This is a genomic window from Streptomyces sp. NPDC032940 (assembly GCF_040636935.1).
In the GTDB taxonomy this organism is placed as follows: Bacteria; Actinomycetota; Actinomycetes; order Streptomycetales; family Streptomycetaceae; genus Streptomyces.
In genome coordinates this window covers 1-22,422 of the sequence record NZ_JBEZVJ010000017.1, presented here as the reverse complement: position 1 = coordinate 22,422, position 22,422 = coordinate 1, and the positions used below count along the sequence as shown (strand labels likewise).

General features: G+C 73.0%; 20 protein-coding genes. 13 read left to right on the top strand and 7 right to left on the bottom strand.

Annotation, left to right across the window (positions count from 1 at the left end):
- Positions 1-3: 3 nt before the first annotated feature.
- Complete coding sequence (locus AB0E77_RS20835; protein ID WP_361572761.1) at positions 4-654, bottom strand: phosphatase PAP2 family protein; 651 nt, start codon at positions 652-654, stop codon at positions 4-6.
- A gap of 174 nt (positions 655-828) precedes the next feature.
- On the opposite strand from AB0E77_RS20835, the gene AB0E77_RS20830 reads away from it, so the two are divergent.
- Complete coding sequence (locus AB0E77_RS20830; protein WP_361572759.1) at positions 829-1,653, top strand: hypothetical protein; 825 nt, start codon at positions 829-831, stop codon at positions 1,651-1,653.
- A gap of 9 nt (positions 1,654-1,662) precedes the next feature.
- Here the strand turns inward: AB0E77_RS20830 and disA are convergent, their stop codons facing one another.
- Positions 1,663-2,787, bottom strand: a complete 1,125-nt coding sequence (disA, locus tag AB0E77_RS20825) for a DNA integrity scanning diadenylate cyclase DisA (RefSeq protein ID WP_077799043.1) — start codon at positions 2,785-2,787, stop codon at positions 1,663-1,665.
- Between the two features lie 81 nt (positions 2,788-2,868).
- The gene (gene radA / locus AB0E77_RS20820; RefSeq protein WP_361572757.1) at positions 2,869-4,278 is read right to left on the bottom strand and encodes a DNA repair protein RadA; all 1,410 of its coding nucleotides are present in this window, start codon (positions 4,276-4,278) and stop codon (positions 2,869-2,871) included.
- Positions 4,279-4,893: 615 nt separating this feature from the next.
- On the opposite strand from radA, the gene AB0E77_RS20815 reads away from it, so the two are divergent.
- Positions 4,894-6,696, top strand: a complete 1,803-nt coding sequence (locus AB0E77_RS20815) for a hypothetical protein (protein WP_361572755.1) — start codon at positions 4,894-4,896, stop codon at positions 6,694-6,696.
- A gap of 13 nt (positions 6,697-6,709) precedes the next feature.
- On the opposite strand, the gene AB0E77_RS20810 is transcribed toward AB0E77_RS20815, so the two are convergent.
- Entirely contained in the window at positions 6,710-7,573 is an 864-nt protein-coding gene (locus AB0E77_RS20810; protein WP_361572753.1) for a hypothetical protein, read from the bottom strand.
- A gap of 72 nt (positions 7,574-7,645) precedes the next feature.
- On the opposite strand from AB0E77_RS20810, the gene AB0E77_RS20805 reads away from it, so the two are divergent.
- The 4 genes from AB0E77_RS20805 to ilvD all read left to right on the top strand — a co-directional run bounded on the left by AB0E77_RS20805 (position 7,646) and on the right by ilvD (position 12,243).
- Entirely contained in the window at positions 7,646-8,578 is a 933-nt protein-coding gene (locus tag AB0E77_RS20805; protein WP_361572751.1) for a Ppx/GppA phosphatase family protein, read from the top strand.
- A gap of 177 nt (positions 8,579-8,755) precedes the next feature.
- The gene (locus tag AB0E77_RS20800; protein WP_361572749.1) at positions 8,756-9,613 is read left to right on the top strand and encodes a sugar phosphate isomerase/epimerase; all 858 of its coding nucleotides are present in this window, start codon (positions 8,756-8,758) and stop codon (positions 9,611-9,613) included.
- Positions 9,610-10,224 carry a TetR family transcriptional regulator gene (locus AB0E77_RS20795; protein ID WP_361572747.1) on the top strand — a complete coding sequence of 205 codons (615 nt, stop codon included), beginning with the start codon at positions 9,610-9,612 and terminating at the stop codon, positions 10,222-10,224. The genes AB0E77_RS20800 and AB0E77_RS20795 overlap by 4 nt, the downstream gene beginning before the upstream one ends.
- 165 nt (positions 10,225-10,389) lie before the next feature.
- On the top strand, positions 10,390-12,243 hold the full coding sequence (gene ilvD / locus AB0E77_RS20790) for a dihydroxy-acid dehydratase (RefSeq protein ID WP_361572745.1): 1,854 nt from the start codon (positions 10,390-10,392) through the stop codon (positions 12,241-12,243).
- 51 nt (positions 12,244-12,294) lie between these two features.
- On the opposite strand, the gene AB0E77_RS20785 is transcribed toward ilvD, so the two are convergent.
- Positions 12,295-14,418 carry a serine/threonine-protein kinase gene (locus AB0E77_RS20785; RefSeq protein ID WP_361572743.1) on the bottom strand — a complete coding sequence of 708 codons (2,124 nt, stop codon included), beginning with the start codon at positions 14,416-14,418 and terminating at the stop codon, positions 12,295-12,297.
- A gap of 195 nt (positions 14,419-14,613) precedes the next feature.
- Here AB0E77_RS20785 and AB0E77_RS20780 point away from each other — a divergent pair, with 195 nt between their 5' ends.
- The 6 genes from AB0E77_RS20780 to proC all read left to right on the top strand — a co-directional run bounded on the left by AB0E77_RS20780 (position 14,614) and on the right by proC (position 19,060).
- Positions 14,614-14,937, top strand: coding sequence for an SH3 domain-containing protein (locus tag AB0E77_RS20780; protein WP_361572741.1), 324 nt, complete (start codon positions 14,614-14,616; stop codon positions 14,935-14,937).
- A gap of 43 nt (positions 14,938-14,980) precedes the next feature.
- Entirely contained in the window at positions 14,981-15,499 is a 519-nt protein-coding gene (locus AB0E77_RS20775) for an EamA/RhaT family transporter (protein WP_361572739.1), read from the top strand.
- 43 nt (positions 15,500-15,542) lie between these two features.
- Complete coding sequence (locus AB0E77_RS20770; protein WP_361572737.1) at positions 15,543-16,334, top strand: class I SAM-dependent methyltransferase; 792 nt, start codon at positions 15,543-15,545, stop codon at positions 16,332-16,334.
- Positions 16,335-16,366: 32 nt separating this feature from the next.
- Positions 16,367-17,203, top strand: a complete 837-nt coding sequence (locus tag AB0E77_RS20765; protein WP_361572735.1) for an ABC transporter ATP-binding protein — start codon at positions 16,367-16,369, stop codon at positions 17,201-17,203.
- On the top strand, positions 17,200-17,994 hold the full coding sequence (locus tag AB0E77_RS20760; protein ID WP_361572733.1) for an ABC transporter permease: 795 nt from the start codon (positions 17,200-17,202) through the stop codon (positions 17,992-17,994). The genes AB0E77_RS20765 and AB0E77_RS20760 overlap by 4 nt, the downstream gene beginning before the upstream one ends.
- A 253-nt stretch (positions 17,995-18,247) precedes the next feature.
- Positions 18,248-19,060, top strand: coding sequence for a pyrroline-5-carboxylate reductase (gene proC / locus AB0E77_RS20755; RefSeq protein WP_361572731.1), 813 nt, complete (start codon positions 18,248-18,250; stop codon positions 19,058-19,060).
- Positions 19,061-19,090: 30 nt separating this feature from the next.
- Here proC and AB0E77_RS20750 read toward each other — a convergent pair whose 3' ends face one another.
- Entirely contained in the window at positions 19,091-19,675 is a 585-nt protein-coding gene (locus AB0E77_RS20750; RefSeq protein WP_361572729.1) for a cysteine hydrolase family protein, read from the bottom strand.
- A gap of 73 nt (positions 19,676-19,748) precedes the next feature.
- Here AB0E77_RS20750 and AB0E77_RS20745 point away from each other — a divergent pair, with 73 nt between their 5' ends.
- On the top strand, positions 19,749-20,765 hold the full coding sequence (locus AB0E77_RS20745; protein ID WP_361572727.1) for a helix-turn-helix domain-containing protein: 1,017 nt from the start codon (positions 19,749-19,751) through the stop codon (positions 20,763-20,765).
- Here AB0E77_RS20745 and trpS read toward each other — a convergent pair.
- Positions 20,705-21,730, bottom strand: coding sequence for a tryptophan--tRNA ligase (gene trpS, locus AB0E77_RS20740; protein WP_361572725.1), 1,026 nt, complete (start codon positions 21,728-21,730; stop codon positions 20,705-20,707). The two genes, AB0E77_RS20745 and trpS, sit on opposite strands and share 61 nt — an antisense overlap.
- Between the last annotated feature and the right edge of the window lie 692 nt (positions 21,731-22,422).

Genomic DNA, 22,422 nt, shown 5'->3' with positions numbered 1-22,422 from the left:
GGCTCACCGCCGCCGGTGCGTGGCGACGTACGCCGCCGCGGGCGCGCCGGCCGCCCCCGGCCCGGCGAGCCACCGGACGGCGGGCGCCTCCGAGGCCCGCAGCGCGCCGGCCAGCCGGGTCGCCGGGCGGGTGCCCAGCCGTACGGCGACGACCGTGACGACGGCACCCAGCACCAGCCCGGCCGCGACGTCGTGCGGGTAGTGGACGCCGACGAAGACGCGGGAGAAGGCCATCAGCAGGGCCAGGGGCGCCGTCAGCCAGACGAGCGCACGCCGGACGAGGACCAGCGCGACGGCCGCGGCGCCCGCGATGGTCGCGTGGTTGCTGGGGAAGGACCAGTCGCCGCTCGCCGGGCACTCGGCCAGCGAGCCGACGGCCCCGGTGACCGCCCGGCACGGACGTTCCTCGGTGAGGCCGGACTTGAGCAGTTCGCTGCACACGTACGCCACAGCCGTGGCCACGGGTGCAAGGACCGCGATCGCGAACGCCCGTGGGCTGCCGCGGCGCGCCCTCCACCACGCGGTGACGAACAGCGCGGCGAACAGCAGGAGTCCGGCCTCGGTCCACACCTCCGCCGTGTGCTGTACCCAGGTGGGGGTGTCGTGGGCGAAGCCGGTGATGTCGCGGTAGAGCTCGTCGTCCTCAAAGGTCATGGTCACGGACCGTAGGCGATCGGGCGATCCGGTCACACCCCGCGATCGACACGTGCCGCACCTGACGATCGGCAGGGGTGCCGGAGCCCCTCCGGGATGATGATCCGGAAAAGTTGCGGGCCCAAGCGGCGGGTGGGACAAGGGAACGCGCCGATCTCTCGTACAGTTTGCGCCGTGGGATCTCTGCGCAATCCGGTCGGGCCGCTTCCCTCCTCCATCTACTGGCGACGGAGGGCCGTACTGCTGTCCGTGTTCGCCCTGTTGGCGCTGCTGGTCACGTGGATCGTGGTCGTCGGCGACGGGGGCGGCGGGAAGGGGCACGACGACGGTGCCGACGGCAAGCACCCCGCGCCGTCGATCACGCCCGGCCCCTCGGGATCCGGCCCGGCGATCAGTCAGGCGCCGGGCGGACGCGACGAGTCGGAGGGCGGCGACTCCAGCGGCTCGGGCTCCGGTTCCGGTTCCGGCGACGGCTCGGGCGACGAGGCCGGCGACGGATCCGGCGAGGCCGGCGGCGACGGATCCGGCGGTTCGGGTTCCGGCGGACCGGTCACCGGTGTCGGCGCGGGCGACGCGCTGCCGGCCGGTTCGAGCCTGCCCGACTGCACCGCGAGCGCGGTGAAGCTGAGCGTGCGCAGCGTCCGCAACTCCTACGCGCCCGGGCAGACGCCCGCCTTTGAAGTCACCGCCCGGAACACCTCCGGCAGCGACTGCAAGATCGACCTCGGACCGAAGCACGCCGTGCTGACGATCACCCCGGCGAGCGGCGACGACGCCTACTGGTCCTCCGGGGACTGCCCCAAGGGCTCGGGAAGCCTCGTGTACCGGGTGGCCGCCGACAGCGGCATCACGTCCACCGTGAAGTGGGACCGCAAGCCGAGCGCCCCCGAGTGCGGGACGCCCCCGGCGGGTTCGGCCGAGGCGGGCACGTATCTGGTGGAGGCGAAGGCCGAGGGCTTCGGGAAGGTGCGGACGTCCTTCGTGCTGGAGAACGACTGACGCGGCCGGTCAGACGTACCGCTCCAGGATGGACGACTCCGCCAGCCGCGACAGACCCTCCCGCACGCTGCGCGCCCGCGCCTCGCCGACGCCGTCCACCGTCTGGAGGTCGTCCACGCTGGCGGCGAGCAGCTTCTGCAGCCCGCCGAAGTGCTCCACGAGCCGGTCGATGATCGCGCCGGGCAGCCGGGGCACCTTCGCCAGCAGCCGGAAGCCGCGCGGCGACACCGCGGAGTCCAGCGTCTCGGGCGACCCGGTGTATCCCAAGGCCCGCGCCACCGTGGACAGTTCGAGCAGCTCGGCGTGGCTGAGCTTGTCCAGCTCGGCCAGCGCCTCGTCGACGGTGCGGGAGCGCTTCGCGGTGGGCTCGGGCACATAGTCCCGCACGACCAGCTCACGCTCGGGCTCCACACCGGCGATCAACTCGTCCAGCTGCAGCGCCAGCAGGCGCCCGTCGGTGCCCAGCTCGACCACGTACTCGGCGATCTCGGTGGCGATCCGGCGCACCATCTCCAGCCGCTGCGAGACGGCGGAGACGTCCCGCACCGTCACCAGATCCTCGATCTCCAACGCGGACAAGGTGCCGGCGACCTCGTCGAGCCGCAGCTTGTACCGCTCCAGCGTGGCCAGTGCCTGGTTGGCCCGGGACAGGATGGCGGCGGAGTCCTCCAGAACCCGCCGCTGCCCGTCCACGTACAGGGCGATCAGCCGCATCGACTGCGACACGGAGACGACGGGAAACCCGACCTGCTTGCTGACCCGGTCCGCCGTACGGTGCCGGGTGCCGGTCTCCTCGGTGGGAATCGTCGGATCCGGCAGCAGCTGCACCCCCGCCCGCAGGATCTTCGACAGGTCCGACGAGAGCACGATGCCGCCGTCGAGTTTGCACAGCTCGCGCAGCCGGGTCGCGGTGAACTCCACGTCCAGCACGAAACCGCCGGTGCACATCGACTCGACGGTCTTGTCCGAGCCCAGCACGATCAGGCCGCCGGTGTTGCCGCGAAGGACCCGCTCCAGGCCGTCCCTCAGCAGCGTGCCGGGCGCCACGGCGCTCAGGGAGGCACGCATCAGGCCATCGGCACCGGCACTCCCACCGGACTTTCCGGGAGCTGCTGCCCGGTCGTTGGCTGCCACTGCACTCCTCCGGTCGCAGGTTCTTCTGGCGCTCCCGTGTCGCACACTCGGTCGTACGGACGGGCGAGACCAGGGCAAAGTCTACCGGCGGTCCTCCGCCTCCCGTGGGGCCTCTCGCCGACGGGAGCGCGGAAGGACCCGCAGGGCGTCCCCCATGTCCGCGACTTCCAGGACCTTCATGCCGTCAGGGACCCTGCCCGGATCGGTCGGTACCAGGGCATGCGTGAATCCCAGCCGGTGCGCCTCGGCGAGCCTGCGCTGCACGCCCGTGACCCGTCTCACCTCACCGGCGAGCCCCACCTCGCCGATCGCGACGAGATTCTTGGGCAGCGGGGTGTCGCTGGCGGCCGAGGCCAGCGCCAGCGCGATCGCGAGGTCGGCGGCCGGCTCGGACAACTTCACCCCACCGACCGTCGCGCTGTAAATATCCCTTTTGCCCAGCGCGCTGATCCTTCCCCGCTGTTCCAGCACGGCCAGCATCATCGACACCCGGGACGTCTCCAGACCGGACGTGGTGCGCCGCGGGGAAGGGATCTGCGAGTCGACGGTGAGCGCCTGCACCTCGGCCACCAGCGGCCGGCGCCCCTCCAGGGTGACGGTCAGACAGGTGCCGGGCACGGGCTCGGCACGCCGGGTGAGGAACAGCCCACTGGGGTCGGCGAGGCCGGTGATGCCCTCGTCGTGCAGCTCGAAGCAGCCGACCTCGTCGGTCGTCCCGTACCGGTTCTTGACGCCCCGCACCAGACGGAGCCGCGCGTGCCGGTCGCCCTCGAAGTGCAGGACGACGTCGACGAGGTGCTCCAGCAGCCGGGGCCCGGCGATGGCGCCGTCCTTGGTGACGTGACCCACCAGCAGCGTGGACATGCCGCGCTCCTTGGAGGCACGGATGAGAGCGCCCGCCACCTCACGCACCTGCGCCATGCCGCCGGGGGCGCCGTCGATCTCGGGGGAGGCCACGGTCTGCACGGAGTCGAGGATCAGCAACGACGGCTTGACCGCGTCCAGGTGCCCCAGGACGGCCGCGAGGTCGGTCTCGGCGGCGAGATAGAGATGGTCGTCGATGGCCTTGATCCGGTCGGCCCGCAGCCGCACCTGGCTCGCCGACTCCTCACCCGTGACATAGAGGGTCTTGTGCTCCTCGCTGGCCGACTTGGCCGCGACGTCGAGCAGCAGCGTGGACTTGCCGACGCCGGGCTCACCCGCGAGGAGCACCACGGCACCGGGCACGAGTCCGCCGCCGAGCACGCGGTCCAGCTCGGGCACGCCGGTCGGGCGAGCGGTGGCCTGACGGCCGTCGACCTGGCCGATGGGCAGGGCAGACGTGGTGACGCGCCCCGGCGTCGTCGTACGGACCGCGGGCGCGCCGTACTCCTCGACGGTGCCCCAGGCCTGGCACTCGGGGCAGCGGCCGAGCCACTTGGCCGTCTGCCAGCCGCACTCGGTGCAGCGGTAGGACGGCCGGTCCTTGGTGGTCTTCGCACGGGTGGCCATGCGTGAACGGTAACCGGCCCCACTGACAGCGCGCGGCGGCCGGTGTGGCACCCGGCGCGAGTGGGGGCCGCAGCTGGGTGCGTGTGGCCGTGCGTTGCCGGGTTCCCGGCGCGGTCGCTGGCCGGGGGTGGGTTGCGCGGCCCGGCGGTACGGGGTGCCTCCCCAGAGCGGGGACGCCCAGCGCCCACCCGTGCCGCCCTGGGGGCACCTCCCGGGCGGTTCAGGCACTGGGGGAGGCACGACTGCCCGCAGCTGGGACGGCTGGGGCTGCCGGGGCGGGCGACTGCCCGCAGCTGGGGCGGGATGGGATGGCGGCCGTCAGTCGCGTACGGCGAGAAGGGGCCGTGTCGGGGGGTGTCCGCCCGCAGCGGTTGGCGCGTCAACGCCCCGCCTGCTGCCAGGTAACCGATTTCGCGCCGTTCCGAGGACGGACACCCCCCGGCGCGGCCCCGACCCACCACCGGACCGAACGCGCTACACGCACCCCCACCGAACCCGCACAGGCCGCCGCAGGCACACCCCTGTCCCCTTATGAGGGATCGTTTCACCCGTACGGATTAAAAGTGTCCAACGCGCCACTTCGCGCCACCCATACCCGCCTACGGTCACCGGGTGATGAGGAGCAGTCCGGAGACCACGACCCGCCCCCACCGGGCACACCGGGAGCACCGCGAGCACCGGGAAGCGCGAGACCGCGCAGCGGCGCGCACGCTGGCGCAGCGACCGCCCACGCGCTACGAGGCGTATCTGGACGGCCTGTTCACCTACTGCCTGTCCGTCCTGTGCGACCACGACACCGCGACCGCCGCCCTGGGCGACGTCCTCGCGCTCGCCGAGCGCCGCGACCACCGCGGCCACCGCGGCCCCGACCCCGCGGACCGCAGGGCCTGGCTGTACGCCCTCGCCCGCTGGGCCTGCCTGCGCAAGCTGGCCGAGGCCAAGCAGAAACGTCCGGCCACCCACGCCGCAGGCCGCCCCGCCCCCGACCGGCAGCGCCCGGCCCCCGACCGGCAGCGCCCGGCCCCCGACCGGCAGCCCCCCGCGCCTCCCGGCGAGGACCAGGAGCGCCGCCGCCGCGAACTGGCCCTGCTGGCCTGGCCGGAGGCCGCCGGTACCACCCCCGAGCAGCGCGAGGCCCTGGAGCTCGCCGTGCGCCACCACCTCGCCCCCCACGAGGTAGCCGCCGTGCTCGGCACGGACCTCCCCGCCACCAGGGAACTGCTCGCCGCGGCCGCCTGCGAGGTGGAACGCACCCGCGCGGCCCTCGCGGTCGTCGAGACCGGCGCCTGCAAGGGAGTGTCCCGCCTCACCGGCGAGAACCGCTACGTGCTCAGCGCAGCGCTCCGCCGCGAACTGGTCCGGCACGTCGACGACTGCCCGCGCTGCCGCCGCACGGCCGAGCGCGCGATCCCCGGCCGCTGGCCCGGCACCACCGTCACCCCCGCCGAACTACCGGTCCTGGAGGCCCCGCGCGCGGCCCTGCACGCCGCCATGGCCCACGGCCCGCGCGCGCGGCCCGCCGCACCCCGCTTCGACCGGCGCGGCTTCCCGATGGACCCCAAGGACCGTGCGGCCCGCCGGGACCGCCTGCGCGCCCGTGCCGTCACCACCACCGTCGTCGCCACGGTCGTGGCCGCCCCGGTGCTGGCCCTGTGGGCGGCCTACCGCGGCACCCCGGTCGGCGAGGGCCAGGACGGCCGCTCGGCCAGCGCCAGCGAGGCCCACGGCCCGGACGGCATGAACGGCGAGCAGGCCGACGACCACGGCTACGGCCACGGCTACGAGAACGCCGGCAACGCGAGCAGCACCCCCGGCGCCCGCTTCGGCGAGGACGGCAAGGCCGACGTCTCCGTCGAGGTCGTCAGCGTCTCCGGCGCGGACGCGAAGGGCACCGGCCACCTGGACGTGTCGGCCGGCAGCCACGGCGACACGACGCTGATCACCCTGGCCGCGACGGGCGACGCCCCGGTGCACTGGTCCGCGTCCACCCCCGCCCCCTGGCTCTACCTGAGCCAGTCGTCGGGCACGCTCCACCCCGGCGAGACGCTGACGATCCGGGTGTACGTCGACCACCTGCGCGAGCCGTCCGGCCCCTGGAGCGCCAAGGTGGCCGTCTCACCGGCCGGCGCCGTCATCTCCATCCGGGGCTACGGCACCGCCCCGAGCCCTTCCCACCCGGACCCGCGCCCCAGCGCACCGGACGACTCGTCGTCCCCGACCACCCCGGGCCCGGACCCGACCCCGTCGACGACGCCCCCCGATCCCACCACACCCGGCCCGGACCCGACCCCCACCACACCCGGCCCGGACCCGACACCCCCCGACCCGACCCCGACGGACGGCACGGACACCCCGTCGCCCCCGCCCGACAACGGCAACGACGACGACAGCGGCGCCGCGAGCCCGGCCGGCTCCTGAGGGCGGGGCCGCCTCAGCGAGGCGCCGGATCCGCCGGATGCGGCGCCAGCAACGGCAGCTGCGACGCCAGGCGTGCCTCGCACAACTCCACCAGCCGGTCGTACCCCGCCTTGCCCATCAACTCGATCAGCTCCGGCCGGTAGGACACGTACACCGGCTCGCCCGCGCCGTGCGCCGAGGTGGCCGACGTGCACCACCAGTGCAGGTCGTGCCCGCCCGGCCCCCAGCCCCGCCGGTCGTACTCCCCGATGGACACCTGGAGCACGCGGGTGTCGTCGGGCCGGTCGATCCATTCGTACGTCCGCCGCACCGGCAGCTGCCAGCACACGTCGGGCTTGGTCTCCAGCGGCTCCCGGCCCTCCTTGAGCGCCAGGATGTGCAGCGAGCACCCCGCGCCCCCGGCGAAGCCGGGCCGGTTCTGGAAGATGCACGAGCCCTGGAAGGGCCGGGTCTGCCGGGAGCCCTCGTCGTCCTCGGAGATCCAGCCGTTCCGCGTGCCCTCGGCGTGGTGCTGCCAGATGTCCGGCGTGAGCCTCGCCACGTGCTCGGCGACCCGCTGCTCGTCGTCCTCGTCGGAGAAGTGCGCGCCCAGCGAGCAGCATCCGTCGTCGGCGCGGCCCGCCTGGATGCCCTGGCAGCCGCTGCCGAAGATGCAGTTCCAGCGGGAGGTCAGCCACGTCAGGTCGCAGCGGAAGACCTGCTCGTCGTCCGCCGGATCGGGAAACTCGACCCACGCGCGCGCGAAGTCGAGCCCCTTCTCGTCGCCCTTGCCGTCACCCGGCACGGGACCGGACACGGAACCCGGCGTCTCGTCCCGCATGCTCGTCTTATTCCTTTTGGGCGACTTTCCGTCCTTCGCCTTTTTCGTCTTTGGCACGGTTCCAGGGTAAGTCGCCCGGACCGGACGACGGCACCGTCGCCCCGCCCCGTCGGCAGTAGCGTTCCCCTTATGAGACTCGGTGTCCTCGACGTGGGTTCGAACACGGTGCATCTGCTGGTGGTGGACGCACATCCGGGCGCGCGCCCGCTGCCCGCGCACTCGCACAAGGCGGAGCTGCGCCTCGCCCAACTCCTCGACGCGGACGGCGCGATCCACCCCGAGGGCGTGGACCGGCTGATCGCGGTGGTCCACGAGGCGCTCCAGGCCGCCGAGGACAAGGGCGTCGAGGACCTCCTGCCGTTCGCCACCTCCGCCGTGCGCGAGGCGCGCAACGCCGACGACGTCCTCGCGCGCGTCCGCGAGGAGACCGGCGTGGAGCTGACCGTGCTCAGCGGTGCGGAGGAGGCCCGGCTCACCTTCCTCGCCGTCCGCCGCTGGTTCGGCTGGTCGGCGGGCAAGCTGCTGGTCCTCGACATCGGCGGCGGCTCCCTGGAGATCGCCTACGGCATCGACGAGGAGCCGGACGCCGCCGTGTCGCTGCCGCTCGGCGCGGGCCGGCTGACCGCCGCCCGGCTGCCCGGCGATCCGCCCGACCCGGAGGACGTCCGCGCGCTGCGCCGCCATGTCCGTACGGAGATCGCCCGTACGGTCGGCGAGTTCAGCCGCTTCGGCGCCCCCGACCACGTGGTGGCCACCTCCAAGACCTTCCGGCAGCTCGCCCGGATCGCGGGCGCGGCCCGCTCGGCGGAGGGCCTCTACGTCCAGCGCGAGCTGAAGCGGGCCTCGCTGGAGGCCTGGGTGCCCCGCCTGGCCGCCATGACCGCCGCCGAGCGCGCCGAACTCCCCGGCGTCTCCGAGGGCCGCGCGAACCAGCTCCTGGCCGGCGCCCTGGTCGCCGAGGCCGCGATGGACCTCTTCCACGTGGAGAGCCTGGAGATCTGCCCGTGGGCCCTCAGGGAGGGCGTGATCCTCCGCAGGCTGGACCACATGGACCAGGGATGACAAACGCGACGGACCGGGGACGACGCACGCGACGGACCGGGGACGACACACGTGACGGACCGGGGACGACGCAAGCGCGCGGCAGGGCACCCCGGACCCCACCCGCCCTATGGCCCTCACCACAACGGCGAACGGCCGCCCCGCATCCCCCCACCCGCACCCCGTAACCTGGCCCCCGTGGCAGAACCAAGGGACGCAGTCCGCACCCCGGACGCGAAGGTCGCCCTGTCGACGGCTTCCGTCTACCCGGAGTCGACGGCGACGGCCTTCGAGATCGCCGCGCGCCTCGGGTACGACGGCGTCGAGGTCATGGTGTGGACCGACCCGGTCAGCCAGGACATCGAGGCCCTGCGCCGGCTCAGCGACTACCACCGGATGCCGATCCTGGCCATCCACGCGCCCTGTCTGCTCATCACCCAGCGGGTGTGGTCCACGGACCCCTGGACCAAGCTCCAGCGCGCCCAGGCCGCCGCCGAGAAGCTGGGCGCGAGCACCGTCGTCGTGCACCCGCCGTTCCGCTGGCAGCGCCAGTACGCGCGTGACTTCGTCGACGGCATCTGGCGGATGGCGAACGAGACGGACGTGCGGTTCGCCGTGGAGAACATGTACCCCTGGCGCTACCGGGACCGCGAGATGCTCGCCTACGCGCCCGACTGGGACGTGACGAAGGAGGACTACCGTCACTTCACGATCGACCTCAGTCACACCGCCACGGCCCGCACCGACACCCTCGGCATGATCGAGCGCATGGGCGACCGTCTCGGCCACATCCACCTCGCCGACGGCAAGGGCTCCGCCAAGGACGAGCACCTCGTCCCCGGCCGCGGCGACCAGCCCTGCGCCGAGCTGCTGGAGGGCCTCGCGCACACCGGTTTCGACGGCCACGTCGTCATCGAGGTCAACACCCGTCGCGCCATGTCCGGCGCCGAACGTGAGGCCGACCTCGCCGAGGCGCTGGCCTTCACGCGCCGGCACCTGGCGCAGTCGGCGGCCCCGGTCCCCGGGGGCTCCGCGACGAGGACGGACCGCCGGTGAGCGACGAAGCCCACGCGGCCACCCGCCGCCGGGGCCGCCCGCGCCGCACGGAGTCCGGGGACACCCGCGACCGCATCCTCACCACCGCCCGCGAGGAGTTCTCCGAGCGCGGCTACGAGAAGACCTCCGTGCGCGGCATCGCCAAGGCCGCGGGCGTGGACCCGGCGCTGGTGCACCACTACTTCGGCACCAAGGAGCAGGTCTTCGAGGCGGCCGTCGAGGTCGCCTTCGCACCCGCCCTGGACGCCCCGGAGGCGATCGCCGACGGCCCCCTGGACGGGGTGGGCGAGCGCCTGACCCGCTTCATCCTGGGCGTCTGGGAGAACCCCGCCACCCGTGCCCCCCTGCTGGCCGTCCTCCGCTCGGCCGTGAACAACGAGACCGCCGTCACCGTCTTCCGCCGGCTGATCGCAGCCCAGCTGCTGCGCCGGGTCGCCGCCCAGCTGGACGTCCCCGACGCGGAGCTGCGCGTGGAACTGGCGGCGGCCCAGCTGGTGGGGTGTGCGATGCTCCGCTACGTGATCAAGGTGGAGCCGCTGGCCTCGGCCGACCCGGAGGAGCTCGTCGCCCGTCTGGCACCGGTCGTACAGGGCCACCTCACCGGCCCCTGACCCGCCTCCGACACGGCCTGACCCGCCCCCGACACGGCCGTGGACCCGCCCCCGACACGGCCGCACGCGAGACACGCGTCCCGTATTCCGGACACCCCGTCCCGACCTCTGGATGACCGGCGTACGCTCGACGGCAGTCATAACTCTCCGAAGGAGCGAGCGACGATGCCCGAGCTGAGGTCCCGCACAGTCACCCACGGCCGCAACATGGCGGGCGCCCGCGCCCTTATGCGTGCCTCCGGTGTACCCGGCGCGGACATCGGCCGGAAGCCGATCATCGCGATCGCCAACAGCTTCACGGAGTTCGTGCCGGGCCACACGCACCTCGCCCCGGTCGGCCGGATCGTCAGCGAGGCGGTCGTCGCCGCCGGCGGCATCCCGCGCGAGTTCAACACGATCGCCGTCGACGACGGCATCGCCATGGGCCACGGCGGCATGCTCTACTCCCTGCCCTCCCGCGACCTGATCGCGGACAGCGTGGAGTACATGGTCGAGGCCCACTGCGCCGACGCCCTGATCTGCATCTCCAACTGCGACAAGATCACCCCGGGCATGCTGAACGCCGCACTGCGGCTGAACATCCCGACGGTCTTCGTCTCCGGCGGCCCGATGGAGTCCGGCCGCGCCACCCTGGTCGACGGCACGGTCCGCACACTCGACCTGGTCGACGCGATCTCGGACGCCGTGAACGACAAGATCTCGGACGAGGACATCCTCCGCATCGAGGAGAACGCCTGTCCGACCTGCGGCTCCTGTTCCGGCATGTTCACCGCCAACTCGATGAACTGCCTGACCGAGGCCATCGGCCTCTCCCTGCCCGGCAACGGCTCGGCCCTGGCCACCCACACCGCGCGCAAGCAGCTCTACGTCGACGCCGCGCGCACCGTGATGGACCTGGTCCACCGCTACTACGAGCAGGACGACGAGTCCGCCCTGCCGCGCAACATCGCCACGTTCCAGGCGTTCGAGAACGCCATGGCCCTCGACATCGCGATGGGCGGCTCCACCAACACGATCCTGCACCTGCTGGCCGCCGCCCAGGAGGCTGGTGTCGCCTTCGGCCTGGAGCACATCGACGCCGTCTCCCGCCGGGTGCCGTGCCTCGCGAAGGTCGCGCCGAACGTCGCCAAGGACCGCACGTACTACATGGAGGACGTGCACCGCGCCGGCGGCATCCCCGCCCTCCTCGGCGAGCTGCACCGCGCAGGCCTGCTGAACGAGGACGTCCACTCCGTCCACAGCCCGTCCCTGGCCGACTGGCTCAAGACCTGGGACGTGCGCGGCGGCTCCCCGTCGCCCGAGGCCGTCGAGCTGTGGCACGCGGCGCCGGGCTGCGTCCGCTCCGCCGAGGCCTTCTCCCAGTCCGAGCGCTGGGAGGCGCTGGACACCGACGCCGAGGGCGGCTGCATCCGCTCAGCCGAGCACGCCTACTCCAAGGACGGCGGCCTCGCGGTCCTCAAGGGCAACCTGGCCGTGGACGGCTGCGTCGTGAAGACCGCCGGCGTCGACGAGTCCATCTGGACCTTCGAGGGCCCCGCGGTGGTCTGCGAGTCGCAGGAGGAGGCCGTCCAGAAGATCCTCACCCAGCAGGTCACGGAGGGCGACGTCGTCGTCATCCGCTACGAGGGCCCCAAGGGCGGCCCCGGCATGCAGGAGATGCTCTACCCGACCTCGTACCTGAAGGGCCGCGGCCTGGGCAAGGCGTGCGCGCTGATCACCGACGGCCGCTTCTCCGGCGGCACGTCCGGCCTGTCCATCGGCCACGCCTCCCCGGAGGCTGCCTCGGGCGGCACCATCGCCCTCGTCGAGGACGGCGACCGCATCCGCATCGACATCCCGGGCCGCTCCATCGAGCTGCTCGTCGACGACGCCGAACTGGCCCGCCGCGCCGAGGCCCTGAACGGCGTGTACGCCCCGAAGAACCGCGACCGCAAGGTCTCCGCGGCGCTGAAGGCGTACGCCGCGATGGCGACGAGCGCCGACACGGGCGCCGTCCGCGACGTGAGCAAGCTGGGCTGACCGCCCGGGGCACCGGCCCCTGCAAGCTCGCCCCTACGGACCCGGCCCCCGCTACCAGGCGGCCGGGTCCCGCCCGTCCACGCCGAACACCGTGCCGTCCGGCGCACCGGCGTAGACGTACCCGCCCGCGAGCACCGGCGCCGGCAGCGAGGCGGGCACCCGGTCGGAGTCCGCACCGAACCTCGGCCTCGTCTGCCCGAGCAGCTTGCCCGTGCGGGCGTCGACCCCGAGGAGCCGCCCGTCGGGGGCGGTGACGTACACGTGCCGTCCGTCCGAGACGGGCGCCGAGCCCCGGCTCACGCCGGTCTCCAGCCGCCACCGCTGCCTCCCGGACGCCATGTCGACGGCCACCAGCGAGCCGCCCGCGCCCATGAGGTGCACGGTGTCCCCGCGCACCCCGGCCTGCGCCGCGGCGACCGGGACGTCGAGCGTCACCCGCCGGGTCACCCCGCTGCCGGGCGTGTAGCGCACCACGGCGGTGGCGTCCCCGTAGGTCGCGCCGCCGACCAGGAAGTACACCGACCCGTCCGCCGCACCAACCGGCGTCACCGTCCCCTCCAGGCCGGCGTCCCACCGCACGTCCCCGGTCGCCGCGTCCACCGCGGTCACCCGGGTCCGGGAGCCGTCGTCCGACACGGTCGACGCGTAGGCGTCCGGATCCCCGGCGAACGAGGTGAAGTACGGCACGGTCTGCCCGGCGATCCGGTGCGACCACCTGGTCTCGCCCGAGGCGCTGTCCACGCCGGTGACCATTCCGTCGGCCATGGTCAGCAGGAGCATGTCGCCCGCCCGGCGCAGCCCGCTGTACCCCGGCGAGTCCACGTGCCACCGCACTTCGCCCGTGGCGGGGTCGAGGGCCTCCAGGTCACCGATCAGGTCGAGCGAGGGCTGCACCAGGCCGCCCGACACGACCGGCGGTTCACTCCGCGTCGTCCCGCCGACGTCGTGCCGCCACAGCGTGCGGCCGTCGGCCGGGTCGAGGGCGAGGACCACCCCGGGCCGCCCGCACACCAGCGCGCCCGCCCCGTAGGAGCACTGGGGCATGCCGCCTCCCGCGGCCTCCGTCTCCCATGCCCCGAAGCCGCCGGACGCCTCCTGGGCGACGGCGGTCTTGCCCGCAGGACCGGAGCCGCCGGCCCACTGGAGCGAGGCGAGCCCGCCCAGCACGGTGAGACAGAGCACCCCGGCGACCAGCACCGTCCGCCGCCCGAGACGGCGCGCGGGCCGCGCCCGGCACCCGTCCGCGCCGGACTCCGCCGCGTCCGCTGCAGGCCCCGCCGTCTCCTCCGACTCCGACTCCTCCTCCTCGGTCCGCGGCGCCCGCAGGAAGGTCTGCGTGTCGTACGACGCCGCCACCGACCGCAGCCGCCGCATCAGCTCGTCCGGCGTGGGCCGCTCGTCCGGATCCTTGGCCAGGCAGCTCAGCACCAGCGGCGCGAGCGTCTCCGGCACGCCCGTCAGATCGGGCTCGTCGTGCACGACCTGGTAGGCGACGACGTACGGGCTGTCCGAGTCGAAGGGCCCGCGCCCGGTCGCCGCGTGCACCATCAGCGAGCCGAGGGCGAAGACGTCGGCGGCGGGGCCCACCTCGCGGGGCCGGCGGAACTGCTCGGGTGCCATGAACGGCGGGGTACCGATCAACTTGCCGGTCTCGGTGCGCAGTTCGCTGTCCTTGGGCCGGGAGATGCCGAAGTCGATGACCTTCGGACCGTCCTCCGCGAGCAGTACGTTGCTCGGCTTCAGGTCCCGGTGCACCACGCCGACCCGGTGGATGTCCCGCAGCGCCTCCGCGAGCCCGGCCATCAGCCGCCGCAACTGCCCGGGGTCCATGGGCCCGTTCCGCTTCACCTCTTCCGAGAGGGTCGGCCCGGGGATGAACAGGGTGGCCATCCAGGGCCGCGGGGCCTCCGGGTCGGCGTCGACGACCGGCGCGGTGAAGGCGCCGCTCACCCGCCGTGCCGCGGCCACCTCCTGCCGGAACCGCCCCCGGAACTCGGGATCTTCGGCGTAGCGGGCATGGACGACCTTCACCGCCAGTTTCATCCCGGAGGTACTGCGGGCCACGTGCACGACGCCCATGCCGCCCGATCCCAGACAGGAGTCCAGACGGTAGTGACCGGCGTATTCCGGACGTTCCGCTTCCGCGCCCGCTCCGTCGTTCTCCCGTGGCGCCATGGGACCACCCCCGTGCTGTTCCTTTGCGCGCGCGACGCTCGGAGCCTAGTCGATGACTCGTACGGGGCCGAGGCGGCTTGCTAGCCTCCGCGTGCGAGTCACGAACTCGCGTGTGACGGCCTGTTCCGGACAGTCCGTCACCGCGGCATCTTGGGGACTCCGCGGCACGCGCGGGGTCCGACGGGGGGAGAACACATGACCGTCGACCATGTCGACCACCTGGCAGAGACCGCCGGCACCGCGGAAGCCCTCACGGCGACCGCGGCGGCGGCCGTCACGTACTACCCGGTGGCCCCGGGCGTCCGCCTCAACGTCCGCAGCGGCCCCGGCACCGGCTACGGCATCGTGCGGGTCCTGGCGGAGGGGGCCCGTGTCCCCGTCCACTGCCAGACGCCGGGGACCAGGGTGACGGGCCCGTACGGCACCAGCGCCATCTGGGACGACATCGGCGACGGATACGTCTCCGACGCGTACGTGCGCACCGGCAGCGACGGCTACGTCGCCTCCCGCTGCTCCTGAGCCCGCCCGGGGCCCGCGGCGCGTCCGGCGCCATAATCGTTCCGTGAGCGCAGAGAACGGCACGAACGGCAACCCGGACACCTCCGCGGGCCCCCCACCCGGCCCCCGCCCCGAACCCCTCCGGTTCTTCGGCACGACCTGGGTGAACCACGACAACGGCTACGCCGCCCGCCGGGCCGGCGTGTCCCTCGGCTCCCTCGTCGCGGCGGCCGCCGCCTGCTTCGTCCTCCGCTTCGCCTACGAGGGCCTCCAGGTCGCCGACATCGGCGGTTTCGTGTCGCTGCTGGTGATCGTGATGTTCGCGGCCTGCAGCGCCATGGCCTTCCGGCACACCTGGTCCGGCTTCTCCACCCGCCCCGACCCCGAGCGCCAGTCCTCCCTGCGCGGCCTGCTCACCATCGGCTTCGTCGGCGCGCTCCTCGCCTACTTCTTCCGCACCTTCACCGAGGCCCCGGGCGAGAAGCTCCACCGCGCCGAGTACGACAGGGCCCGCGAGGAGTACGAGAAGCGCAGCTCGCGCCGCTCCCGCAACCCGTCGAAGAAGCGCCGCCGCTCCTCCTAGGAAGGCCCCCTGCGCCTCGCCGTCACCGGGCCACCATGGCCGTATGACGACACCGAGGACCGACTCGCCGGCCGGCCGCGCCGCCCGCGCCCACTCCTTCAACGCGGCCGCGGCCCAGTACGCCGCCAACCGCCCCTCCTACCCGCCGGCCCTCTTCGAGGCGATCGAGGAGCTGTCCGGTCGCCCCCTGGCCGGCTCCCGCGTCGCGGACGTCGGCGCCGGTACGGGTATCGCCACCGCCCGGCTGCGCGAACGGGGCGCCGACGTGGTCGCCGTCGAGCCCGGCGCGGGCATGGCGGCCGAGTTCCGCCGCCGCCTCCCTGATGTGCCGGTGGTCCGCGGCAACGGCAACGCCCTCCCCCTCGCCGACCACCGCCTCGACCTCCTCACCTACGCCCAGGCCTGGCACTGGACCGACCCCGCCCGCGCGGTCCCGGAGGCGCTGCGCGTGCTGCGTCCGGGCGGGGCGCTGGCGCTGTGGTGGAACACCGACGCCCTCGACGTGCCGTGGATACGCGAGGCGGCCGAGCGCACGGGGCGGGCGTTCGGCCTGAACGTCTCCGCCGAGAAACGGGACGTCAACGCCCGGGTCGCCGACCCCGCCCGCCGGCTGGCCTTCACTCACCGCGACATCCGCTGGAGCCGCCGCGTCCCGCTGGACACGCACCTGGCCAACATCGCCAGCCACTCGGTCTTCCTGATCCACGGCGAGGAACGCAGCGCGGCCTTCCTGGCCGAGGAGCGGGAGCACCTCCTGACCGTATTCCCGGACGGGATCGTCGAGGAGACGTACGACGTCGTCCTGCTGCTCGCCAGGACCCCGTCGGCCGCTTGACGTCCGCGAGGGCGGGGAGCAGTATTCATCACATGATGAATTACTCGCCCCGCCCTCCCGACGACACCCCGACGGCCGCCGGCAGCGGTCCGGCCGGCAGCGACCCCGCCCCCGCCGTCCACGCGGAGAACCTCACCGTCACCCGCGGCTCCCGCACCGTCCTGCGCCGCCTCGGCTTCACCGTCCCGCGGGGCCGGATCACCGGCCTCCTCGGCCCCTCCGGCTGCGGCAAGTCCACCCTGATGCGCGCGATCGCCGGCACCCAGGCCAAGGTCACCGGCACCCTGGACGTCCTCGGCCGCCCCGCCGGCCACCCCGTCCTGCGCACCCGCATCGGCTACGTCACCCAGGCCCCGTCCGTCTTCGACGACCTCACCGTCCGCCAGAACCTCGACTACTTCGCGGCGATCCTCGCCCCCGGCCACGCCGCCTCCGACAGCCGCCGCGAGACCGTCACCCGCGCGATCACCGACGTCGACCTCACCACCCACGCCGACGCCCTGGCCGGCAACCTCTCCGGCGGCCAGCGCAGCCGCGTCTCCCTGGCCGTCGCCCTCCTCGGCGCCCCCGACCTCCTGGTCCTCGACGAACCGACGGTCGGCCTCGATCCCGTACTCCGCCGCGACCTGTGGAACCTCTTCCACGCCCTCGCCGCCGACCGCGGCACCACCCTCCTCGTCTCCTCCCACGTCATGGACGAGGCCGAGCGCTGCCACCGCCTCCTCCTGATGCGCGAGGGCACGCTCCTCGCCGACGACACGCCGGACGCCCTGCGCACCCGCACGGACACCGAGACGGTCGAGGAGGCCTTCCTGCACCTGGTCGACGAGGCCACGGCGGCAGCCCGCGCGAAGGAGACCACGCGATGACCACCACACCCACCACCCCCACGGCCACCCTGAACCCGGCCCCCACCCGCCCCCTCAGCCTCTCCCGCACCACCGCCACCGCGGCCCGCGTCCTGCGCCAGCTCACCCACGACCCCCGCACGATCGCGCTGCTGCTCCTGATCCCCTGCCTGATGCTGTTCCTGCTGCGCTACGTCTTCGACGGCAGCCCGCGCACCTTCGACAACATCGGCGCCTCCCTGCTCGGGATCTTCCCGCTGATCACGATGTTCCTGGTCACGTCCATCGCGACGCTGCGCGAGCGCACCTCCGGCACCCTCGAACGCCTCCTCGCCATGCCGCTGGGCAAGGGCGACCTCATCGCCGGCTACGCCCTCGCCTTCGGCACCCTCGCCATCGTCCAGTCGGCCCTGGCGACGGGCCTGGCGGTCTGGTTCCTCGGCCTCGACGTGACCGGCAGCGCCTGGCTGCTCCTCCTCGTCGCCCTGCTCGACGCCCTCCTGGGCACCGCGCTCGGCCTCTTCGTCTCGGCCTTCGCGGCCTCGGAATTCCAGGCGGTGCAGTTCATGCCGGCGGTGATCTTCCCCCAGCTCCTCCTCTGCGGCCTCTTCACCCCGCGCGACCGCATGCACCCGGCCCTGGAGGCCGTCTCCGACGTCCTGCCGATGTCCTACGCGGTCGACGGCATGAACGAAGTCCTGCGCCACACCGACATGACGGCCACCTTCCTCCGCGACATCCTGATCGTCGCGGGCTGCGCCGTCCTGGTCCTGGCACTAGGGGCGGCCACCCTCAAACGCCGCACGTCCTGAATCCAGCCCGTCCCGCGTTTGAGGACGAGGCCGTCCAGGCCGAAGCAGGGGTCTGGGGGCGGCAACCCCCGGGGACGATGGGGGCACCTCCCGCTCGAGCGAAGCCGAGAGCGGGGGAGGGAAGGGGCGGCGGGCGCGAAACCCCCTCCCCACCACCACCCCCATCCCGCCACCTGGACGCACCACCCCACCCGCCTCCCCGAATGCGAGGATGACGACGGCCAACGCGCACCCCCGGAGGGCACCAAAACCCATGACCCAGAAAGTCGCAGTCCTCGGCACCGGCAAGATCGGCGAAGCCCTGCTCAGCGGAATGATCGGCTCCGGCTGGTCCCCCGCCGACCTCCTGGTCACCGCCCGCCGCCCGGAACGGGCCGACGAACTCCGTACCCGCTACGGAGTCACCCCCGTCACCAACGCCGAGGCCGCCAAGTCCGCCGACACCCTGATCCTCACGGTCAAGCCGCAGGACATGGGCACCCTCCTCGACGAACTCGCCCCGCACATCCCCGCCGACCGCCTGGTCATCAGCGGCGCCGCGGGCATCCCGACCTCCTTCTTCGAGGAACGCCTCGCCCCCGGCACCCCTGTCGTCCGCGTCATGACGAACACCCCCGCCCTCGTCGACGAGGCCATGTCCGTCATCTCCGCCGGCACCCACGCCACCGCCGGCCACCTCGCCCACGCCGAGGAGATCTTCGGCGCGGTCGGCAAGACCCTCCGCGTCCCCGAGAACCAGCAGGACGCCTGCACCGCCCTCTCCGGCTCGGGCCCGGCGTACTTCTTCTACCTGGTCGAAGCGATGACCGACGCCGGCATCCTCCTCGGCCTGCCCCGCGACAAGGCGCACGACCTGATCGTCCAGTCCGCGATCGGCGCCGCGAAGATGCTCCGCGACAGCGGCGAACACCCGGTCAAGCTCCGCGAGAACGTCACGTCCCCCGCCGGCACCACCATCAACGCCATCCGCGAACTCGAGAACCACGGCGTCCGAGCCGCCCTCATCGCCGCCCTCGAAGCCGCCCGCGACCGCAGTCGCGAACTCGCCTCCGGCACCAAGGACTGACGACCCGGTGAGCCCCCTGGAGCAGGGGGCTCACTCCGCCGCGGCCACCACGTCCCCCGTCGTCACCACCCGCGCGAACCCGCCCCCGTGCAGCGACACCGCCGACGCGCGCGCCAGTTCGTCCGCGCTCTGCCGCCAGCCGAAGGGCCCCTCCAGGTCGAAGGTGTACGTCGCGTCGAACGCGACCAGCACGTCGTACCCGAGGTTCCCGCCCATCCGGGCCGTCGTCTCCACGCACATGTTCGTCTGGATCCCGGCCAGCACGACCTGGCCGATCCCCTGCTCCCGCAGCCACGCCCCCAGGTCCGGCGTCCCGAGGAAGGCGGAGTTCACGGTCTTCGTGACCAGCAGCTCGGGCGCGCTCCCCTTCCCGCGCCGCTGCTCGACGTACTCCTTGAAGCCGTTGCCCTCGTACCCCGCCCGCAAAGGCGACTCCGGCTTGACCGAATCGTGCCGCACGAAGACGACCGGCCGCCCGGTCGCCTGCCACACGTCGACGAGGGCGGCGATGTTGTCGTCCGCCTCCGGGTTGTTGCGCGTACCCCAGAAGCCGAGCTCCTCGAAGCCCTTCTGCACGTCCACGACCACCAGCGCTGCGTTCTCTGCGATGTCCATGCCCCGATCGTGCCGCCGCACGGCCGCGCTCCCCAGAGGTACAGAAGTCAGCGATCGATGGTTTACTGCCACCATGGCAGAGCCGGCCGCCGCCCCGTCCCCCTATCGCGTCGCCCTCGTCGCCTTCCCCGGCATCCGGGCCTTCGACGTCTCCGTCATCACCGAGGTCTGGGGCACCGACCGCACCGACCGCGGCGCCCCCGCCTTCGACCTGCGCCGCGTCGCCGCCGACGGCACCACCGCCGTCCCCATGCGCGGCGGCCTCGCCCTCCACCCCGACCGACCCCTCGGCTGGCTGGACCACGCCGACCTCGTCGTGGTCCCCGGCCTCGACGACCACCTGACTCCGGCCCCCGCCCCGGTCCTCGACGCCCTCCGCCGCGCCCACGCCCGCGGCACCACCGTCGCCGCCCTGTGCGGAGGCGCCTTCACCCTCGCCCAGGCGGGCCTGCTCGACGGCCGCCGGGCCATCACCCACTGGCGGCTGGTCGACCTCCTGCGCACCCACCATCCCCGCGTCACCGTCGTCCCCGACGCCCTCTTCATCGAGGACGACAAACTCTGGACCGCGGCCGGCACCGCGGCCGGCATCGACCTCTGCCTCCACCTGGTCCGCCTGACCCACGGCGCCGAGGCCGCCGCCACCATCGCCCGCTCCATGGTCACGGCCCCCTTCCGCACCGGCACCCAGGCCCAGTTCATCGAGCACCCGACCCCACGCACCGACCGGGACGCCGACGCCCTCGCCGCCGTCCGCGAGTACGCCCTGCGCCGTCTCCACGAGCCGCTGACCGTCGCCGACCTGGCCGCCCGCGCCCGCATGTCCCCCCGCTCCTTCGCCCGCCACTTCACGGCGGCGACCGGCACCACCCCCCTGCGCTGGCTCCTCGAGCAGCGCATCGCCGCCGCCCAGAAGCTCCTGGAACGCACCGACCTCCCCATGCCCGAGGTCGCCCGCCGGGCGGGCATCGGCAGCGAGGTCACGATGCGCCAGCACTTCGCATCGCGCCTCGCCACCAGCCCCAGCGCCTACCGGGCCGCGTTCACCACCGTCTCCGGCACCGGCGGCAGCAGCCCGATCGCGCGATAGGCGGCGTCCACCGTCGGCCGGGACATCGCCCGCGCCCTCTCCGCACCCACCCGCAGCACGCCCTCCACATAACCGGGATCCGCGCACAGCTCCTGATGCCGCTCCCGCAACGGTCGCAGCACCTCCACCACGGCCTCCGCCACGTCCTTCTTCAACGCCCCGTACGAGTCGTACGCCCCCGCCAGCTCAGCGGGCTCCCCACCCGCGCAGGCGGCGAGGACCTCCAGGAGATTCGCGAGCCCCGGCCGCGCCACCCGGTCGTACACGACCTCGCGCCCGCTGTCGGTCACGGCCCGCATGACCTTCTTCCGCACCACGTCCGGTTCATCGAGCACATAGACGATCCCGGGACCGACGTCATCGCTCTTCCCCATCTTCGACGCCGGTTCCTGCAGATTCATCACGCGTGCCGCCACCCCCGGACGGGTGGCTCTGGGCACCACGAACGTGTGCCCGTACCGCTGGTTGAACCGCACCGCGAGATCCCGGGCCAGTTCAACGTGCTGCGTCTGGTCGTCCCCTACCGGCACCTCGTCCGTCCCGTACGCCAGGATGTCGGCCGCCATCAGCACGGGATACGTCAGCAGCGACAGCCGCACACTCCCGCCCCGCTCCCGCTCCCGCGCGGCCTTCTCCTTGTACTGGATCATCCGCCGCATCTCCCCGTCGGTCGCGACACATTCCAGTACGTACGACAGCCGCGCGTGCTCGTCCACATGACTCTGCACGAACACGGTGCACAACTCCGGATCCAGCCCCGCCGCCAGCAGCAGCGACGCCGCCTGCCGACTCAGTCGGCGCACCCGTGCCGGATCGTGGTCCACGGTCAGCGCGTGCAGATCGACGACACAGAACAACGCGTCGGAACGATGCTGGTCCACCGCGGCCCACCGCCGCATGGCTCCCAGATAGTTCCCCAGCGTCAGATGCCCGGTCGGCTTGACCCCACTGAAGACCCGCGTCACTACTCCACCTCCTGGTCAGGGCCGCCGCCACCCGCCGGCCGCCCCTCCTGGAGGGAGATACGAGAACGGCCGCCGAAGCGGCGGCCGTCGAGTGCATACGTGAGCGCGGCCGCCGTCAGGCGGCCCACCAGAACTGGTTGCACGTACGCGTCGTCACGCCCCTCACGCTACGCCCCCGGCGAGGGCCCCGCCACGGAGTTGACACGGCCTGCCCCCATCCGTACTGTTCTCCGAGTTGTCCGACGTGAGCGCCGACTCCGGTCGGTCCCCGGACAGCGATTCCGCAAGTACCAACCACTTATCGACGAACAGTCGCGTCTGTCGGCGTCGTCGTGTCATTGGCGTGCGTATTCGCGGAATGAGGAATCCACGTTCGAAAGGACGCGGCCCCCGATTAGCTCGGGAGTCAGGAATCCGCTAGAGTCTCACTCGTCGGAACGGCCCAACAGCCGGGAAGGCAACCCCCTCTGACGGGGAATCAGAGCCCTAAAGGATCTGATAGAGTCGGAACCGCCGGAAAGGGAAACGCGGAAGCGGGAACCTGGAAAGCACCGAGGAAATCGGATCGGAAAGATCTGATAGAGTCGGAAACGCAAGACCGAAGGGAAGCGCCCGGAGGAAAGCCCGAGAGGGTGAGTACAAAGGAAGCGTCCGTTCCTTGAGAACTCAACAGCGTGCCAAAAGTCAACGCC

Excerpts from the sequence above, each read along its gene's own strand:
- AB0E77_RS20745 (WP_361572727.1), top strand. The coding sequence starts at position 19,749 with ATGGCAGAGCCGGCCGCCGCCCCGTCCCCCTATCGCGTCGCCCTCGTC.
- AB0E77_RS20770 (WP_361572737.1), top strand. The coding sequence starts at position 15,543 with ATGACGACACCGAGGACCGACTCGCCGGCCGGCCGCGCCGCCCGCGCC.
- AB0E77_RS20760 (WP_361572733.1), top strand. The coding sequence starts at position 17,200 with ATGACCACCACACCCACCACCCCCACGGCCACCCTGAACCCGGCCCCC.
- radA (WP_361572757.1), bottom strand. The coding sequence starts at position 4,278 with ATGGCCACCCGTGCGAAGACCACCAAGGACCGGCCGTCCTACCGCTGC.
- ilvD (WP_361572745.1), top strand. The coding sequence starts at position 10,390 with ATGCCCGAGCTGAGGTCCCGCACAGTCACCCACGGCCGCAACATGGCG.
- AB0E77_RS20765 (WP_361572735.1), top strand. The coding sequence starts at position 16,367 with ATGATGAATTACTCGCCCCGCCCTCCCGACGACACCCCGACGGCCGCC.
- proC (WP_361572731.1), top strand. The coding sequence starts at position 18,248 with ATGACCCAGAAAGTCGCAGTCCTCGGCACCGGCAAGATCGGCGAAGCC.
- AB0E77_RS20750 (WP_361572729.1), bottom strand. The coding sequence starts at position 19,675 with ATGGACATCGCAGAGAACGCAGCGCTGGTGGTCGTGGACGTGCAGAAG.
- AB0E77_RS20805 (WP_361572751.1), top strand. The coding sequence starts at position 7,646 with ATGAGACTCGGTGTCCTCGACGTGGGTTCGAACACGGTGCATCTGCTG.
- AB0E77_RS20780 (WP_361572741.1), top strand. The coding sequence starts at position 14,614 with ATGACCGTCGACCATGTCGACCACCTGGCAGAGACCGCCGGCACCGCG.
- AB0E77_RS20785 (WP_361572743.1), bottom strand. The coding sequence starts at position 14,418 with ATGGCGCCACGGGAGAACGACGGAGCGGGCGCGGAAGCGGAACGTCCG.
- AB0E77_RS20815 (WP_361572755.1), top strand. The coding sequence starts at position 4,894 with ATGAGGAGCAGTCCGGAGACCACGACCCGCCCCCACCGGGCACACCGG.
- AB0E77_RS20835 (WP_361572761.1), bottom strand. The coding sequence starts at position 654 with ATGACCTTTGAGGACGACGAGCTCTACCGCGACATCACCGGCTTCGCC.